The following is a 15,911-nucleotide window of genomic DNA, read 5'->3' on the forward strand; positions in this document are numbered from 1 at the left end:
CGGCTATGAAGCTAAGGCGAAGCGGCCGTTTAGTTGATATGACGCATTATCTTCTTGAACGGCCACATCAGCTCATTCCGCTTACATTTTTTGCCGAGCGGTACGAATCGGCCAAATCGTCGATCAGCGAAGATTTGGCCATCATTAAGCAGACGTTCGAGCAGCAAGGAATCGGAACCGTTCGGACGCTGCCCGGCGCTGCCGGTGGCGTGCAATACATTCCAAAAATGGCTGCTGAGGAAGCGGAAGAAGTGGTTGCGTATTTGTGTGAACAACTGTCGCGTCCGGATCGGCTTCTTCCCGGCGGATATTTGTATATGACCGACATTCTTGGCGATCCCCGTATTATGAACAAAATCGGCCGCCTTTATGCGTCGATGTTTGCCGACCGTCCGGTGGATGTCGTCATGACGATCGCCACCAATGGGATTCCGTTCGCGTATGCCATCGCCAACTTTTTGTATGTGCCCGTTGTCATCGTCCGCCATGACAATAAAGTGACAGAAGGACCGATGGTGAGCATCAATTACGTATCCGGCTCGTCCAAACGCATCCAAACGATGGTCCTATCGAAGCGCAGCTTAGCGGAAGGAGCCAATGTGCTCATCGTCGACGATTTTATGAAGGCGGGGGGTACAATCAACGGCATGATCAGTTTGCTGCAGGAGTTTAACGGCAATGTCTCCGGCATTGGCGTGCTCGTCGAGTCGGAGGAGGCGAAAGAACGGTTGGTCGACGAATACATTTCACTCGTCAAACTGTCCGAGGTCGACGTAAAAGAAAAGCGGATCGCTGTCAAAGAAGGCAATTACAAAGCGTTTTTATAGCACTCGCTGCTTGACATAAAAATCAAGAAAGGAGACTGGCTCATGAGAAAGGTAGAGACAACGAAGGCGCCGCAAGCGATCGGCCCATATTCGCAAGGGATCATCGTCAACAACATGTTTTACAGCTCGGGGCAAATCCCGCTCACTCCAGAAGGGGAATTGGTGAAAGGCGACATTCAAGCGCAGACGCATCAAGTGCTCCAAAACTTGAAGGCCGTATTGGAAGCGGCCGGCGCTTCGCTCGATACGGTGGTGAAAACGACCGTATTTCTGAAAAATATGGATGATTTCGCGGCCATGAATGAAGTGTACAGCCAATACTTCCCGAACCATAAGCCGGCGCGCTCGTGCGTGGAAGTAGCCCGGCTGCCGAAAGATGTCCTTGTCGAAATTGAAGTCGTTGCCCTCGTTCCGTAATGATTAGCCCCACTTTTTCCCTACATAAAAATTTATAAAAAATTTTTCGAAAAAAGAAGGAAATGACTCGAGCACGTGGAATTAATTACATCGAGTCTCATATAGGGGAAAAGGTGGTGAGCAAAATGGAAGTGACAGACGTAAGATTACGCCGCGTCAATACCGAAGGACGGATGAAAGCGATCGCCTCCATTACGTTGGACAACGAGTTCGTCGTCCATGACATCCGCGTCATCGACGGAAACAATGGGCTGTTCGTCGCGATGCCGAGCAAGCGCACACCAGATGGGGAGTTCCGTGATATCGCTCATCCGATCAATTCCGCCACGCGCGGGAAAATCCAGGAGGCGATCCTCGCTGAATATCACCGCCTCGGGAAGTTGGAAGAAGAACTTGAAGAAGCTGGCGCTTCGTAAACATATGAAAGGGAGCTTAGGTGAAATTCACCAAGCTCTCTATTTTTTTGGCAACCGCATTGTTTCCTTGAAAAGTGCCACTGATTCATATATATTCAATTATGGATAAAAGGGTAATTGGAGGCCTTTCACATGAAGCGATATGCGGTCATTTTGGCGGCCGGACAAGGGACGAGGATGAAATCAAAGTGGTATAAAGTGCTTCATCCCGTTTGCGGCAAGCCAATGGTTCAGCACGTCATCGACCAAGTGTCGAAGCTTGGGGTGGAAAAAACGATTGCGGTAGTGGGATTTGGGGCGGAACAAGTGAAAGAACAGCTCGGCTCTCAGTGTGAATATGCCCTGCAGGAGGAGCAACTCGGGACGGCGCATGCAGTAATGCAGGCGGCTCCGCATTTGCGCGGCCTTGAAGGAGTGACGATTGTCGTCTGTGGGGATACGCCGCTCATCACCGCTGAGACGATGGAGACGCTCGTCGAGCATCATATGGCCGCCAAGGCGAAGGCGACCGTATTGACGGCCATCGCTGATGATCCGTCCGGATATGGCCGCATTGTCCGCAACCAGGCTGGCCATGTCGAGAAAATTGTCGAACATAAGGATGCGAGCGAGCAAGAGCGGAACATTCGCGAGATTAACACGGGAATCTATTGCTTTGACAACCAGACATTGTTTCAAGCGCTTACAAAAGTGACCAACCACAACGCTCAAGGTGAATATTATTTAACGGATGTGATTGAAATTATCAAAGCCGACAGCGGCGTTGTATCCGCCTATCAGGCGCCGTCGTTTGAGGAAACGATCGGCGTAAACGACCGCATCGCCCTCGCCGAAGCGGAGCGGATCATGCGTGCTCGAATTTGCCGTCAGCATATGAAAAACGGGGTCACGATCATCGATCCGGCTTCCACTTATATTTCCGCCGAGGCGATGATCGGACGCGACACGGTCATTTACCCCGGCACGGTGATTGAAGGCGAGACGGTGATCGGTGAAGACTGCGTCATTGGACCAAATTCGGAAATTAAAAATTGCTATATCGGCCATCGCACATCGATTCGCCATTCGGTCGCCCATGACAGCGAGATTGGTTCGGATGTGACGATCGGCCCGTTCGCCCATATTCGACCGCTGTCAAAAATCGACGATGAGGTGCGGATCGGCAATTTCGTCGAGGTGAAAAAATCGACGTTCGGCAAAGGAAGCAAGGCGCCGCATTTGAGTTATATCGGCGATGCTGAAGTCGGCGCCGATGTCAATCTTGGCTGCGGGTCGATTACGGTCAACTACGACGGCGTGAATAAGCATATGACCAAAATCGAAAATGGGGCGTTTATCGGTTGCAATGTCAATTTGATTGCACCGGTTACGGTAGGACAAGGCGCTTACGTCGCCGCCGGATCGACGATCACGAATGACGTCCCCGGTCGCGCGCTCGCCATTGCCCGCGCCCGGCAAGTCAATAAAGAAAATTATGTCGATCGCCTGCCAGGCAAGAAAAAATCTTAGCGGAGGTCTATCATGTCTGACTGTCAGCATCAATTAAAATTGTTCGCTCTGAACTCGAACATGAAGTTGGCGAAGGAAATTGCAGAAGTCATGGGAATCGAGCTCGGCAAATGTTCCGTTTCCCGTTTCAGCGACGGGGAAATTCAAATCAACATTGAAGAAAGCATCCGCGGCGACGATGTGTTCGTCATTCAATCGACGAGCGTGCCGGTCAATGAGCATTTGATGGAGTTGCTTATCATGATCGACGCGTTAAAGCGCGCCTCGGCCCGCACGATCAATATCGTGATGCCGTATTACGGCTATGCCCGTCAAGACCGGAAAGCGCGTTCGCGCGAACCGATTACAGCGAAGCTGGTCGCCAACTTGCTCGAGACGGCCGGAGCGTCGCGCGTCATCACGCTTGATTTGCATGCCCCCCAAATTCAAGGATTTTTCGATATTCCAATCGATCATTTGATGGGTGTGCCCATTTTGGCGGATTATTTCAAAAGCAAACAATTGGAAGATATTGTCGTCGTCTCTCCGGACCATGGGGGTGTCACAAGGGCGCGCAAGCTCGCCGACCGCTTGAAAGCGCCGATTGCCATTATCGATAAGCGCCGGCCGAAGCCGAACGTGGCGGAAGTGATGAACATTGTCGGGCAAGTGGCGGGGAAAACGGCCATTTTGATTGATGACATTATCGATACGGCCGGCACGATTACACTCGCGGCCAACGCTCTAGCGGAAAGCGGAGCGAAGGAAGTGTACGCGTGCTGCACCCATCCGGTGCTGTCTGGTCCAGCGATCGAGCGCATTCAAAGTTCCAAAATTAAGGAACTGGTCGTCACCAATTCAATTGCCTTGCCAGAAGAGAAAAAAATTGATAAAATTGTAGAGCTGTCGGTGGCTCCGCTTATTGCTGAAGCGATTACGCGCGTGTATGAAATGAAGTCTGTCAGCGTCCTGTTCGACTAACGCAAGAAAACATGTTTAGCCCTTCTTGTTTTAGGATAAAGTAGTCAATAGATTCTAATTCAGGAAGGTGAAGAAACATGGCGATTGTGTTGGAAGCGAAAGAACGCACAGACAAAAAACGTTCGACATTGCGGCGTATTCGTTCGCAAGGCGGCATTCCAGCGATTTTGTACGGCAAAAAAGTCGAAAACAAAATGATTTTCGTCAGCGCCGCTGAACTGGAAAAAGTGCTTCGTGAAGGCGGACGCACAAGCTTGCTGACGCTGAAAGTCGGCGGCGAGGACTACTCGGTGTTGCTGCGCGAGATGCAGCGCGATCCGTTGCGTGGCGAGTTGCTTCACGCCGATTTTCAAGCGGTTGATCTATCGACAGAAGTTGATATTGACGTTGAAGTTCGCTTAGTAGGCGAGGCGCCTGGCGTGAAGGATGGCGGCGTGTTGCAGCAAAACTTGCATGAGCTGTCCATCCGCGTCCTGCCGGCGAACATTCCTCCAGTGATCGAAGTGGACATTTCCGGACTGCAAGTCGGTGATACCGTCACCGTTGGCGACGTGCAAACGGACGGCAAATTTGAAATCAATCATGAACCTTCCGAAGTGATCGCCACGATCTTGCCGCCGCAACAAGAGGAAGAAATCGATAGCGGCGAACAGCAAGAGGCAGGGCAGCCTGACGCTGCGGAAGGAAGAGAAACGACGCCAGAAGAGTGACAGACGTAACCGTTTCGGTTACGTCTTTTGTAGTATCATGCAAAGAGAGGAGCGCGAGGATTGAAGCTGTTTGTCGGGCTCGGCAATCCGGGCAAGGAGTATGAGCAAACAAGGCACAATGTCGGCTTTTTCGTCATCGACGAACTGGCGAAGCGCTGGAATGTATCGTTAAAAACCGCTAAATTTCGCGGCTTGTTCGGAACGGCGTCCGTTTCTGGCGAAAAAGTGGCATTATGCAAACCGTTGACATATATGAATTTATCAGGGGAATGTGTTCGCCCACTTATGGATTACTACGACATTGCCATCGATGATGTCATCGTCATTTACGATGACCTCGATCTCCCGCCGGGAAAAATCCGCCTTCGTCTGAAAGGAAGCTCCGGCGGCCATAATGGCGTCAAATCGCTCATTCACCACCTTGGCACCGAGCAGTTTAAGCGCATTCGCATTGGCATCGGTCGGCCAACGAACGGGCAACCGGTTGCGGATTACGTGCTCAGCCGCTTTACGGAAGAGGAGAAACCGGCGGTGGACAAAGCGGTGCTGCGGGCTGCCGATGCGTGTGAACAGGCGGTGAAGGCGCCATTTATTCAAGTGATGAATGATTTTAACGAGTGAATATTTTCCTCTGAACTGGTGCACAATGTGAGTACGGGAGGCGGCCGAAGCGTCGGCTTCGCCTGCCTTGTGGGCGGAACAGCCCGGTGCCCAGTGAGGAGGTTGGCTTGAATGGCGCTACATTACTATTGCCGCCATTGCGGTGCAAAAGTCGGAACGATTGAGCAAATGCCGATATACAGCGAGAAACTGGGATTCCACCACTTAACGGAAGAGGAACGGCTCGAGATGATTTCGTATGAACCGAACGGTGACATTCATGTGAAAACGATTTGCGAAGACTGTCAAGAGGCGCTGGCGCGAAACCCAGAATGGCATCAATACGAAAAATTCATCCATTAAGGGCGGCTTTGGGCGACCAAAGCGTTTTTGTGTTTGCGCCAGGCCAATGAAACGGAAAGAAACTGGCGTTGAGAGGAGGGAGAATAGGGGTGCTTTCGTTGCATCGCTATTTAGCTGAAAACCAAGATGTCCGTACGATCATCGAGGGGCTCCATGTCCGTTTGAAGGAACAGCTTGTCGCCGGGCTGTCCGGATCGGCCCGGTCTGTTTTTATTTCCACGCTTTACAAGGAGACAGGCCGGCCGCTGTTAGTCGTCTCTCACAATTTGTTTCAGGCGCAAAAAATGTATGACGATCTCGTTTCGTTGCTCGGGCCGGAAGACGTGTTCCTTTATTCAGTAAACGAAGTGATCGCCGCTGAGATGGCGGTCGCCAGCCCGGAGCTGAAGGCACAGCGCCTAGAGATTATGAACCATTGGGCGCAAGGCGGAAAAGGAGTCGTCGTCTGCCCGGTCGCCGGCTTGCGGCGTTTGTTGCCGCCGCCGTCGCTTTGGAAGCAGTATTTGTTCACCTTCTCCGTTGGACAAGAGTTCGATGTAGAACGTTGTAAACAGAAGTTTGTGCAAATGGGGTACAAACGGGTCGGCACCGTTTCCGCCCCCGGAGAGTTCAGCGTCCGCGGCGGCATCATCGACATTTATCCATTGACCGCTGAGCTTCCGTACCGCATCGAGCTGTTTGATACGGAAATCGAATCGATTCGGACGTTCACCCCTGACGACCAACGTTCGCAAGGGCAAATCGAGCGCATCATGATCGGGCCGGCCGATGAAATCATTCTCGATGGTGAGACGCGGCGCCGAGGAATCGAGCGGATTGAAGCGGGGCTTGCGTCGAGTTTGGAGACGATGAAAGATGAGGCCGCCAAACAGCGGATGTATGAACATATTCACGCTGAGCTTGAGCAATTGCGCGAGGGGCAGGAAATCGAGCAACAATATAAATATATGTCCCTTTTTTATGAAAAGGTTGCGAGTTTGCTAGATTACCTGCCAGAAGACGGCGTGCTGCTCATGGATGAAATGAGCCGGCTGCAAGAGGCGGCGGAACGGTTGGACCGCGAAGAGGCGGAATGGTATACGAGTTTGCTTGACAGTGGGAAAATGATTCATGGCGTGCCGCTTTCGCATTCGTTTTCTGAATTATTGCAAAAACATCGATTCCAGCGGGTATACTTATCGTTGTTTTTGCGCCATGTTCCGTATGCCCACCCACAAAACGTCGTCAATATTACGTGCAAACAAATGCAAAACTTCCATGGGCAAATGGCGCTTCTTCAATCCGAAGTCGAGCGGTGGAAAAAGGCAAACTATGCGGTCGTCTTTTTGGCGCCGAATGCAGAGCGGGTGAAAAAGCTGCAATCATTGCTTCAAGATTATGAGATTGACGCGCTGCCGCTCGCGCGCGATGCGGCTTTGCTGCATGGCAAATGCCAGCTCCTTGAAGGAGATTTAAATACCGGGTTTGAATTGCCGTTGCAAAAAATTGCCGTCATCACAGAAGAAGAGTTGTTCAAAAAACGGGTCAAACGCCCGGTGNGCCGGCAAAAGCTGTCCAACGCCGAGCGGATCAAAAGCTACGCCGAATTGCAAGTCGGCGACTACGTCGTCCATGTCAACCATGGCATCGGGAAATATTTAGGCATCGAGACGTTAGAAATCAACGGGGTGCATAAAGACTATATTCATATCCAGTACCAAGGCGGCGATACGCTGTATGTTCCGGTCGACCAAATGGATCAAGTGCAAAAATACGTCGGCTCGGAAGGAAAAGAACCAAAAATTTACAAACTAGGCGGTTCGGAATGGAAAAAGGTCAAAAAGAAAGTGGAATCATCCGTCCAGGATATTGCTGAAGATTTAATCAAGCTGTACGCCGAGCGTGAGGCAAGCAAAGGATATGCGTTTTCGCCGGACACCGAGATGCAGCGCGAATTTGAAGCGGCGTTTCCGTATCAAGAGACGGAAGATCAGCTTCGGTCGATTGAGGAAATTAAGCGTGATATGGAGAGCGACAAACCGATGGACCGCCTCCTTTGCGGCGACGTCGGCTACGGGAAGACGGAAGTGGCGTTGCGGGCGGCGTTTAAAGCCATTATGGACGGCAAACAAGTGGCCTTTCTTGTGCCGACCACGATTTTGGCCCAACAGCATTACGAAACGGTGCGCGAACGGTTTCAAGGGTTCCCAATCAACGTCGGACTGTTGAACCGCTTCCGGACGAAAAAGCAACAAGCCGAGATCATCAAAGGGCTAAAAGATGGGACGATCGATATGGTCATTGGAACGCATCGGCTGCTGTCGAAAGACGTGAAGTTTAAAGATTTAGGCTTGCTCATTATCGACGAGGAGCAACGGTTTGGCGTGGCGCATAAAGAAAAAATTAAGCAGCTGAAGGCGAACATCGACGTGCTCACCTTAACGGCGACGCCGATTCCGCGTACGTTGCATATGTCGATGATCGGCGTGCGCGATTTGTCGATCATCGAGACGCCGCCTGAAAACCGATTCCCGGTGCAAACGTATGTCATGGAATATACGCCCGAACTCGTCAAAGAGGCGATTGAACGTGAGCTCGCCCGCGACGGGCAGGTGTTTTTCCTTTACAACCATATTGAAGATATCGACTTGAAAGCGGAAGAAATCGCACAGCTTGTCCCGGAAGCGCGCGTCACTTACGTGCATGGCCGCATGTCGGAAACGGAGCTCGAATCGACGATTTTGGCGTTTTTGGAAGGGCAATACGATGTGCTGGTGACGACGACGATCATTGAAACGGGCATCGATATTCCGAATGTCAACACGCTTATCGTCTATGACGCCGACCGGATGGGATTGTCGCAGCTGTATCAGCTGCGCGGGCGCGTCGGCCGCTCCAACCGCGTCGCTTATGCGTATTTCACCTATCGGAAAGATAAAGTGCTCAATGAAGCGGCAGAAAAGCGGCTGCAAGCCATTAAAGAGTTTACCGAGCTCGGCTCTGGTTTTAAAATTGCCATGCGCGATTTGTCGATCCGCGGCGCGGGCAACATTCTCGGCGCCGAACAGCACGGCTTTATCGACTCGGTCGGATTCGATTTGTATTCGCAAATGTTGAAAGAAGCGATCGAGAAACGGCGCGGCATCAAGCGAGAAGACGAGCGGCCGGATGTCGTCATCGATGTCGAAGTCGACGCCTATATTCCGAGCACATACATTGCAGACGAGTTGCAAAAGATCGAGATGTACAAGCGATTTAAGGCAGTGGAGACGCTCGAAGACGTTGAGGCGCTGCGTGAGGAAATGGTCGACCGCTTCGGCGATTATCCAGATGAAGTTGCGTATTTGTTCCAAATTGCTGAGTTGAAGGTGTTGGCCAAGCAGCTTGGCGTCGAATCGATGAAGCAACATAAGCAGCAAATTGACATCTTGTTTACTGAACAGGCATCGAAAACGGTGGAAATCCAGCGTCTATCTGACATCGGACGCCGGCATGGCCGCTTATTCGGGTTTGGCATGGACGGAGCGAAGCTGAAAATTGTGCTCTATATCAAGGAAATGAAGCCGCACGAGTGGCTGATGATTTTAGAGGAGACGCTGCGGCGGCTGTCTGGGGTGGAAAATGAGAAGTCGGTGACGGCATAATCAAGAAAAAGTTTTATGATGTTTATCGTTTCCTGCATGTGGCGATAATGAAGGATGGGCAATTTTATCTAAAATGGCCAAAATCACTTTCATCACGTATAGAACGTGGATTGTGAAGGATACTAATGACAACAATGGTGAATTCCCCATTGAAAGGGTTCATCGGAGTATCCTTCAAATCCTAGATGAAAGTGAGGGTATACAAGGCATGAAAGCAACCGGTATTGTTCGTCGCATTGATGATTTAGGGAGAGTTGTCATTCCGAAGGAAATTCGCAGAACGTTGCGCATTCGCGAAGGAGATCCGCTCGAAATATTTGTTGACCGCGATGGAGAAGTCATTTTGAAAAAATATTCGCCGATCAGTGAATTAGGCGACTTTGCCAAAGAGTACGCCGAAGCGCTGTTTGACAGCCTCGGCCAGCCTGTGCTCATTTGCGACCGCGATGTATACATCGCTGTCGCCGGCGTTTCGAAAAAAGAGTATATGAACAAAAGCGTCAGCCCGTTGGTGGAAAAAGCCATGGAAGACCGCAATTCCATCCTCCATACGGAGGAAGGGGAAGTCGAGCTCGTTGACGGGATGACGGAAACGTTGAAGTCGTATACGATCGGCCCGATTGTCGCCAACGGCGATCCGATCGGAGCAGTCATCATTTTATCGCGCGAGAAAACGCTTGGTGAAGTGGAGCATAAAGCAGTAGAAACAGCCGCCAGCTTTTTGGCTCGACAAATGGAACAATAGGCGAAACAACAAGGCAGCTTCACAGGCTGCCTTTTTTTCCGCCCGGCAAATGGGGGCGAGATGCCTTGAATCCCGGAATCGCTTCCACATCCTGCTTTTTCGTCCGCTTGGCTTGCGGAACAGCGCATGAAGCCGTGCGAGTTGACCATCACCTTTGTCCAACAGGCGGAAGTTGCGCTATAATATCGAGCGTAGCCATAATGGCGCTTGGCGGCTTCTATCGCCCTCCGGCGTCTAGGTTGAGTGGGTTGTCTATGCGAGGGGAGAAACTGGATGGGAAACGTATGGAAAGGGGCGGCGATCTTAACGGCCGCCGCTTTGGCCGCGAAACTATTAAGCGCTTTGTACCGTGTTCCGTATCAAAATATGGTCGGGGACATTGGTTTTTATATTTACCAACAAGTGTACCCGATTTATGGCATCGTCGTCGCACTCTCGCTGACCGGCTACCCGGTTGCCGTCTCGAAGCTTGTCGCCGAGCGGTTGGCGGGACAGGATGAAGCGGGCGCTGCCGCTAGTGTGCGCGTCGCCTTGTTGGTGTTAAGCGTCCTTGGCGTCATCCTGTTTGCTTCGCTGTATCTAGGGGCGGGGGTGATTGCCTCGGCGATGGGCGATGGACGGCTTACGCCGCTCGTGCGCTTGCTTTCATTTTCGTTTTTGCTGTTTCCGCCCATCGCATTGTTGCGTGGCTATTTCCAAGGGCGGCATGATATGACGCCGACAGCGGCGTCCCAAGTTGGCGAGCAATTCGTCCGGGTGACGGCGATTTTAGGGCTGTCGTATGGAGCGGTGCAGCGCGGCGCCGACGTCTATGCTTGCGGCATGGCAGCGGTCGCAGGGACGCTAGTAGGCATGGCGGCGGCGCTTTTCATTTTGCTTTTCTTCCTGTCCCGGCGTCGGCGGCTAAAAACGTCGGGCCGCACGCCGCCAGCTTGGGATCGACAGGTGGGCCGGCGTTTATTGACGGCGGGGACGGTCATTTGCTTGACGAATATGGCGTTGACGCTGATTCCACTCGTCGATTCATTTTTATTCGTTCCGCTTCTACAGGAAGCGGGGGCAAGGCTCGATGAGGTGCAGCGGCTAAAAGGAGTGTACGACCGCGGTCAGCCGCTCATTCAGCTCGGCACGGTCGTCGGCACGTCGTTTTCATTGGCGCTTGTTCCACTTCTTTCCGGAGCGCGCCGCCAAGGTGCCGTTTTCGCCTATGGAGCGCTGTCCATCCGGCTTGCCGTTGTCATTGGGCTTGGTGCTTCGTTAGGGCTCATTTGCCTCATTCGACCGATCAATGCGATGTTGTTCGAGAATGACTACGGTTCGTCGGTTCTCGCCGTCTTGTCCTCCTCTGTCTTTTTTACTACGATCGCGTTGACCGCCTCTGCATTATTGCAAGGAATGGGGAGGGAATGGACGGCCGCTGCCGGCGTGGCGTTGGCAGTGGCGGGGAAGGCCGCGCTTATGCATTGGCTTGCTCCGCGGTTTGGAGCGCTTGGCGCCGCCGCGGCGACGACGGGTGCTTATGCGCTCATGGCAGGCTTTTTATGCGCCTTTTTGCCGCGTGAATATCGGACGGCGGGCCGGAAATACATGTACCCAACCGTGAAAGCGGCCGCTATGATGGCCGTCGTCTTGCATGGGTATAGGTGGCTGATGGACAGCTCGAGCGAGGGGCGGCTATGGGCGGCTGCCGAGGCGCTTGGCGGCGTTGCCATCGGTGCTGTCGTTTACCTTGCGTGTATTGTGAAAGGACATGTTTTTTCTGAACAGGAGTTGGCAGCTTTCCCATTGGCTAATAAATTCCGTCTACGATTAGGAGGCAGGTGATCGGCGATGAATACGATTTATGTGTTCGGCCTCGGCGCCGGAGATGTAAAACAGCTGCCGATCGGTGTGTACCGAAAGCTAAAGCGGGCGCATCCGCTCTTTTTGCGGACGAAAGAACACCCGGTGGTCAAATGGCTTACGGAGGAAGGGATTGCGTTTACGTCATTTGATGAAGTGTATGAAAAACACGAGCAGTTTGCGGATGTGTACGCTGACATCGTCGATCGATTGACGGAACAGGCGAAGCGCGGCGATGTGTTTTACGCTGTTCCCGGCCATCCGCTTGTTGCCGAGCGGACGGTGCAGCTTCTTTTCGAAGCTGAGCGGCGCGGCGTCTGCCGAATCGTGATCGAAGGTGGTCAAAGCTTTTTGGATGCGCTGTTTACGGCGGTGCGCATCGATCCAATTGAAGGGTTTCAGTTGCTTGATGCGACGACTTTTCGAGGAGAAGAATGGTCGCCCTCACTGCATGCTGTTTTTTGTCAAGTGTACGATTCGTTTGTGGCCTCGAACGTGAAGCTTTCTTTGATGGAGCAGCTTCCCGACGATTACCCGATCTACATTGTCACCGCGGCAGGCACGAAGGACGAGCAAGTAAAGCGCGTGCCGCTTTATGAGTTGGACCGCGAGACGGGGCTTGACAACTTGACAAGCGTCTACGTGCCGCCGGTGAAGGACGAGCCGTTGCTTTACCACCGGTTTGAGACGCTGCGCCGCGTCATCGCCACGCTGAGAGGGCCGAACGGCTGTCCATGGGATCGGAAGCAGACGCATGCGTCGCTGAAGCGCTATTTGCTTGAGGAGGCGTATGAGCTGCTCGAGGCGATTGACGAGGGTGACGATGATCATATGGTCGAGGAGCTCGGCGACGTATTGCTGCAAGTAATGCTCCATGCGCAAATCGGCGCCGACCGAGGGTTGTTTTCGATCGACGACGTCATCCGCACGCTGACGGCGAAAATGATCCGACGCCACCCGCATGTGTTTGGCGATGTCACGGCCGAGACGGCCGAACAAGTCGTTGCCAACTGGGAGAAGATCAAGGAGAAAGAAAAAGGAGGCGGGCTTTCGGAATCGATTCTTGCCGACATTCCGAAAAGTCTGCCGGGGACGATGCGGGCGTACGAGCTGCAGAAACGAGCGGCGAAAGTCGGGTTTGACTGGGATGATGCCGCGCCGATATGGCAAAAAGTCGAAGAAGAAATGGCCGAGTTTCGAGCCGAAACGTCCGGCGGCCGTCGCGATCGGCTTGTCGGCGAGTTTGGCGATCTATTGTTCGCGCTCATCAACCTTGCCCGTTATTACGGGATTCAACCGGAAGAAGCGTTGCAAATGGCCAACGACAAATTTGCCCGCCGTTTCGCTTATATCGAGGAACAAGTGCGAAAAAGCGGCCGGTCGATCACCTCGTTTTCGCTTGCCGAACTCGATCGTTTTTGGGAAGAAGCCAAAGAAAACGAACGGTAAGGGGGATCATGCAATGCGCCTTGATAAATTTTTAAAAGTGTCCCGCCTCATCAAACGCCGCACGTTGGCGAAGGAAATCGCCGATCAAGGGAGAGTGTGGATCAACGGCCATGTCGCCAAAGCGAGCTCCGATGTGAAAGTCGGCGATGAATTGACGATTCAATTTGGGCAAAAGCGGGTAACGGTAAAAGTGACGGATCTAAAAGAAACAACGAAAAAAGAGGAGGCAACCGGGCTGTACGAATTGATCCGCGAAGAACGGACCACCCCGGCGCCGGAACAAGACGACGTCTAATTTGTCCTGCAGGCTTGTTCTAAACCATCCCCCGCTGACATACATATGGTACAAACAACGGATGAGAAAAGGCGGTTGGCCTTGCCGGCTTTCTATACTAAATGGAAATGCGGGGGATGAACATGAGTCGACACGATGAATTTGGCGGAAGCACGAACAAAGGTCCGGTCCAGGAACATGATGTGATCATGCGCGGCCGGCGCCTTCTTGACATCACCGGGGTGAAACAAGTCGAGAGCTTTGACAACGAGGAGTTTTTGCTTGAGACGGTCATGGGCTTTTTGGCCATCCGCGGGCAAAACTTGCAGATGAAAAACTTAGATGTCGACAAAGGCGTTGTTTCGATTAAAGGGCGCATTTTCGACCTCGTTTATTTAGATGACCATCAGGAGAAGGCTAAAGGATTCTTTAGCAAGTTGTTCAAATGAATGTCAGCATACAGCTGTACACCATGCTGGCGATGATTGGCATGGGCGGCTGGCTTGGCCTGGCGTGGGATACGTACAGCCGGATGTTGAAACGGCATGAGCGGGCGCACTGGCTCGTCTTTGTGAATGACGTGCTGTTTTGGGCGGTGCAGGCGCTCATCGTGTTTTATGTGCTTCTTTTCGTCAATGAAGGCGAGCTTCGCTTTTATTTGTTTCTCGCGCTTTTATGCGGATATGCCGCTTATCAAAGCTTGCTCCGCTCCTTTTATGTTCGGGTGCTCGAGTGGTTCATTGGGCTGGCGGTAAGACTCGGACAGACGCTCGTTCAGCTGTTCCGCCTCATGGTCATGCGCCCGCTCATCCTCCTTGGGCAAATGGCGCTGGCACTTCTATTGTTCGCTTGGCGGCTTTTGTTGTGGATCGTTCGGTTTGTGCTGCTGGCTGTTTGGAAGATGATCCGCCTTTTGCTTGCTCCGCTGCGTTGGACGGGCATCATGATTTGGCGGCGGGTGCCGCCGCAAAGACGAGCCGGGGTGGAAAAATTTTTTCGACGTTTAAAAGGATTTGCTGGACAAATCAAGAATACAAAAGAGAAAATAAGCATGTGGTTTGCGAAATGGCGCGAGTAAAAGAGGTGTAAACGCGATGAACGTGCCCCGGAGAACGAATGTGACGAAGCTGTCGTCGACGTACATAGCGGAGCATGAGGAGAAAAAGCAGAAGGCGGCGAGAAGACGGCGGGTTGTCGCTGTCCGTTTGGTTGTCTGGTCGTTGTTGTTTGCGATATTCGCCTCCGCTCTTGTCTACACCTTGCACTCGCAAGCGAAGGCGATCGATGCAAAAACGGCGGAACAGCAAAAGCTGAAAGAGCAGCTTGCGGAGCTTGAACGGAAGGAAAAGCAACTGAAAGAGGAAATGAAAAAGTTGCATGATGATGACTATATCGCCGAGCTGGCGCGGAAAAAATATTACTTATCGAAAGATGGAGAAATTATTTTCGTCTTGCCGGAAAAATAATTTTGCCTGCGAATGCCCGTTTTCTATGGGCATTCGTCATATTGACACGCATTTTTTTCATTCGCTATAATAAAAAAAACACCATCTTTAAAGCGTTTTAAGGAGGAGCACTTTTTTTATGTCGATTGAAGTAGGCAGCAAGTTACAAGGCAAGGTCACGGGCATTACGAAATTTGGGGCGTTTGTGGAGCTGCCGGAGGGGGTCACAGGACTCGTTCACATTAGCGAGGTAGCCGATAACTATGTCAAAGACATCAACGATCATCTGAAAGTCGGCGATATGGTGTATGTCAAAGTCATCAACGTCGGTCAAGATGGAAAAATCGGCCTGTCCATTCGCAAAGCAAAAGACACGCCTTCTTCGCAGCGGCCGCGCCATCGGACAAACGACCGCTCCGCGGCGGACAGCTTAGAACAAAAAATCAGCCGATTCTTAAAAGAGAGTGAAGACCGATTGGCATCGCTGCGCCGTCATACGGAGTCGAAGCGGGGAGGTCGTGGAGCGAGACGAGGGTAACTTGCTGCTGAAAGATTGTTTGAAGGATGACAAATTCGGAAACAAGCATCCGTCGCTATGGATGCTTTTTTGTTTCTGTATGGAATAAGAGGATATATTTCCCCTCTGCATTTTCCGCCTATATGTATTGACAATCGTCATCTCCTCCGTTATGATATAAACTGTTGTCACACGGCGGTGTAGCTCAGCTGGC

At 52.1% G+C, this 15,911-nt stretch carries 16 protein-coding genes and 2 pseudogenes; all 18 read left to right on the forward strand.

Going from position 1 to position 15,911, the window contains the following annotated elements; all coding sequences use genetic code 11:
* Positions 1 to 5 precede the first annotated feature (5 nt).
* Positions 6 to 827 (forward strand): pur operon repressor, encoded by an 822-nt coding sequence (gene purR / locus VU18_RS00200; protein WP_014194574.1) that lies wholly within the window; start codon positions 6 to 8, stop codon positions 825 to 827.
* 42 nt (positions 828 to 869) lie between these two features.
* Positions 870 to 1,244 (forward strand): RidA family protein, encoded by a 375-nt coding sequence (locus tag VU18_RS00205; protein ID WP_021322633.1) that lies wholly within the window; start codon positions 870 to 872, stop codon positions 1,242 to 1,244.
* 125 nt (positions 1,245 to 1,369) lie between these two features.
* Positions 1,370 to 1,660 carry a septation regulator SpoVG gene (gene spoVG / locus VU18_RS00210; RefSeq protein WP_003247437.1) on the forward strand — a complete coding sequence of 97 codons (291 nt, stop codon included), beginning with the start codon at positions 1,370 to 1,372 and terminating at the stop codon, positions 1,658 to 1,660.
* Between the two features lie 132 nt (positions 1,661 to 1,792).
* On the forward strand, positions 1,793 to 3,169 hold the full coding sequence (glmU, locus tag VU18_RS00215; RefSeq protein ID WP_047757472.1) for a bifunctional UDP-N-acetylglucosamine diphosphorylase/glucosamine-1-phosphate N-acetyltransferase GlmU: 1,377 nt from the start codon (positions 1,793 to 1,795) through the stop codon (positions 3,167 to 3,169).
* A gap of 12 nt (positions 3,170 to 3,181) precedes the next feature.
* Positions 3,182 to 4,129, forward strand: coding sequence for a ribose-phosphate diphosphokinase (locus tag VU18_RS00220; protein WP_012820445.1), 948 nt, complete (start codon positions 3,182 to 3,184; stop codon positions 4,127 to 4,129).
* Positions 4,130 to 4,206: 77 nt separating this feature from the next.
* Positions 4,207 to 4,839 (forward strand): 50S ribosomal protein L25/general stress protein Ctc, encoded by a 633-nt coding sequence (locus tag VU18_RS00225; RefSeq protein ID WP_012820446.1) that lies wholly within the window; start codon positions 4,207 to 4,209, stop codon positions 4,837 to 4,839.
* 60 nt (positions 4,840 to 4,899) lie between these two features.
* Positions 4,900 to 5,460 (forward strand): aminoacyl-tRNA hydrolase, encoded by a 561-nt coding sequence (gene pth, locus VU18_RS00230; RefSeq protein WP_021322636.1) that lies wholly within the window; start codon positions 4,900 to 4,902, stop codon positions 5,458 to 5,460.
* Between the two features lie 111 nt (positions 5,461 to 5,571).
* Positions 5,572 to 5,802, forward strand: coding sequence for an anti-sigma-F factor Fin family protein (locus VU18_RS00235; protein WP_011229562.1), 231 nt, complete (start codon positions 5,572 to 5,574; stop codon positions 5,800 to 5,802).
* Between the two features lie 89 nt (positions 5,803 to 5,891).
* Positions 5,892 to 7,340, forward strand: a pseudogene (locus VU18_RS18555) (transcription-repair coupling factor); the annotation flags it as partial.
* A 1-nt stretch (position 7,341) separates the two neighbouring features.
* Positions 7,342 to 9,425 (forward strand): annotated as a pseudogene (mfd, locus tag VU18_RS18560) (transcription-repair coupling factor); the annotation flags it as partial.
* Positions 9,426 to 9,633: 208 nt separating this feature from the next.
* The gene (spoVT, locus tag VU18_RS00245; RefSeq protein ID WP_011229564.1) at positions 9,634 to 10,170 is read left to right on the forward strand and encodes a stage V sporulation protein T; all 537 of its coding nucleotides are present in this window, start codon (positions 9,634 to 9,636) and stop codon (positions 10,168 to 10,170) included.
* Between the two features lie 273 nt (positions 10,171 to 10,443).
* Complete coding sequence (locus VU18_RS00250) at positions 10,444 to 11,994, forward strand: oligosaccharide flippase family protein (protein WP_014194578.1); 1,551 nt, start codon at positions 10,444 to 10,446, stop codon at positions 11,992 to 11,994.
* A 6-nt stretch (positions 11,995 to 12,000) separates the two neighbouring features.
* Positions 12,001 to 13,461, forward strand: coding sequence for a nucleoside triphosphate pyrophosphohydrolase (gene mazG / locus VU18_RS00255; protein ID WP_014194579.1), 1,461 nt, complete (start codon positions 12,001 to 12,003; stop codon positions 13,459 to 13,461).
* Positions 13,462 to 13,474: 13 nt separating this feature from the next.
* Positions 13,475 to 13,756 carry an RNA-binding S4 domain-containing protein gene (locus VU18_RS00260; RefSeq protein WP_012820451.1) on the forward strand — a complete coding sequence of 94 codons (282 nt, stop codon included), beginning with the start codon at positions 13,475 to 13,477 and terminating at the stop codon, positions 13,754 to 13,756.
* Positions 13,757 to 13,878: 122 nt separating this feature from the next.
* Entirely contained in the window at positions 13,879 to 14,184 is a 306-nt protein-coding gene (gene yabP / locus VU18_RS00265) for a sporulation protein YabP (RefSeq protein ID WP_012820452.1), read from the forward strand.
* Positions 14,181 to 14,813, forward strand: a complete 633-nt coding sequence (gene yabQ / locus VU18_RS00270) for a spore cortex biosynthesis protein YabQ (RefSeq protein ID WP_012820453.1) — start codon at positions 14,181 to 14,183, stop codon at positions 14,811 to 14,813. The genes yabP and yabQ overlap by 4 nt, the downstream gene beginning before the upstream one ends.
* A gap of 16 nt (positions 14,814 to 14,829) precedes the next feature.
* On the forward strand, positions 14,830 to 15,201 hold the full coding sequence (locus VU18_RS00275) for a septum formation initiator family protein (RefSeq protein ID WP_014194581.1): 372 nt from the start codon (positions 14,830 to 14,832) through the stop codon (positions 15,199 to 15,201).
* A gap of 118 nt (positions 15,202 to 15,319) precedes the next feature.
* On the forward strand, positions 15,320 to 15,718 hold the full coding sequence (locus tag VU18_RS00280) for a S1 domain-containing RNA-binding protein (protein ID WP_011229571.1): 399 nt from the start codon (positions 15,320 to 15,322) through the stop codon (positions 15,716 to 15,718).
* Positions 15,719 to 15,911 lie beyond the last annotated feature (193 nt).

The sequence above is a fragment of the Geobacillus sp. ZGt-1 genome (genome assembly GCF_001026865.1).
GTDB classification, from domain to species: domain Bacteria; phylum Bacillota; class Bacilli; order Bacillales; family Anoxybacillaceae; genus Geobacillus; species Geobacillus thermoleovorans.

Excerpts from the sequence above, each read along its gene's own strand:
- purR (WP_014194574.1), top strand. The coding sequence starts at position 6 with ATGAAGCTAAGGCGAAGCGGCCGTTTAGTTGATATGACGCATTATCTT.
- VU18_RS00205 (WP_021322633.1), top strand. The coding sequence starts at position 870 with ATGAGAAAGGTAGAGACAACGAAGGCGCCGCAAGCGATCGGCCCATAT.
- spoVG (WP_003247437.1), top strand. The coding sequence starts at position 1,370 with ATGGAAGTGACAGACGTAAGATTACGCCGCGTCAATACCGAAGGACGG.
- glmU (WP_047757472.1), top strand. The coding sequence starts at position 1,793 with ATGAAGCGATATGCGGTCATTTTGGCGGCCGGACAAGGGACGAGGATG.
- VU18_RS00220 (WP_012820445.1), top strand. The coding sequence starts at position 3,182 with ATGTCTGACTGTCAGCATCAATTAAAATTGTTCGCTCTGAACTCGAAC.
- VU18_RS00225 (WP_012820446.1), top strand. The coding sequence starts at position 4,207 with ATGGCGATTGTGTTGGAAGCGAAAGAACGCACAGACAAAAAACGTTCG.
- VU18_RS00235 (WP_011229562.1), top strand. The coding sequence starts at position 5,572 with ATGGCGCTACATTACTATTGCCGCCATTGCGGTGCAAAAGTCGGAACG.
- spoVT (WP_011229564.1), top strand. The coding sequence starts at position 9,634 with ATGAAAGCAACCGGTATTGTTCGTCGCATTGATGATTTAGGGAGAGTT.
- VU18_RS00250 (WP_014194578.1), top strand. The coding sequence starts at position 10,444 with ATGGGAAACGTATGGAAAGGGGCGGCGATCTTAACGGCCGCCGCTTTG.
- mazG (WP_014194579.1), top strand. The coding sequence starts at position 12,001 with ATGAATACGATTTATGTGTTCGGCCTCGGCGCCGGAGATGTAAAACAG.
- VU18_RS00260 (WP_012820451.1), top strand. The coding sequence starts at position 13,475 with ATGCGCCTTGATAAATTTTTAAAAGTGTCCCGCCTCATCAAACGCCGC.
- yabP (WP_012820452.1), top strand. The coding sequence starts at position 13,879 with ATGAGTCGACACGATGAATTTGGCGGAAGCACGAACAAAGGTCCGGTC.
- yabQ (WP_012820453.1), top strand. The coding sequence starts at position 14,181 with ATGAATGTCAGCATACAGCTGTACACCATGCTGGCGATGATTGGCATG.
- VU18_RS00275 (WP_014194581.1), top strand. The coding sequence starts at position 14,830 with ATGAACGTGCCCCGGAGAACGAATGTGACGAAGCTGTCGTCGACGTAC.
- VU18_RS00280 (WP_011229571.1), top strand. The coding sequence starts at position 15,320 with ATGTCGATTGAAGTAGGCAGCAAGTTACAAGGCAAGGTCACGGGCATT.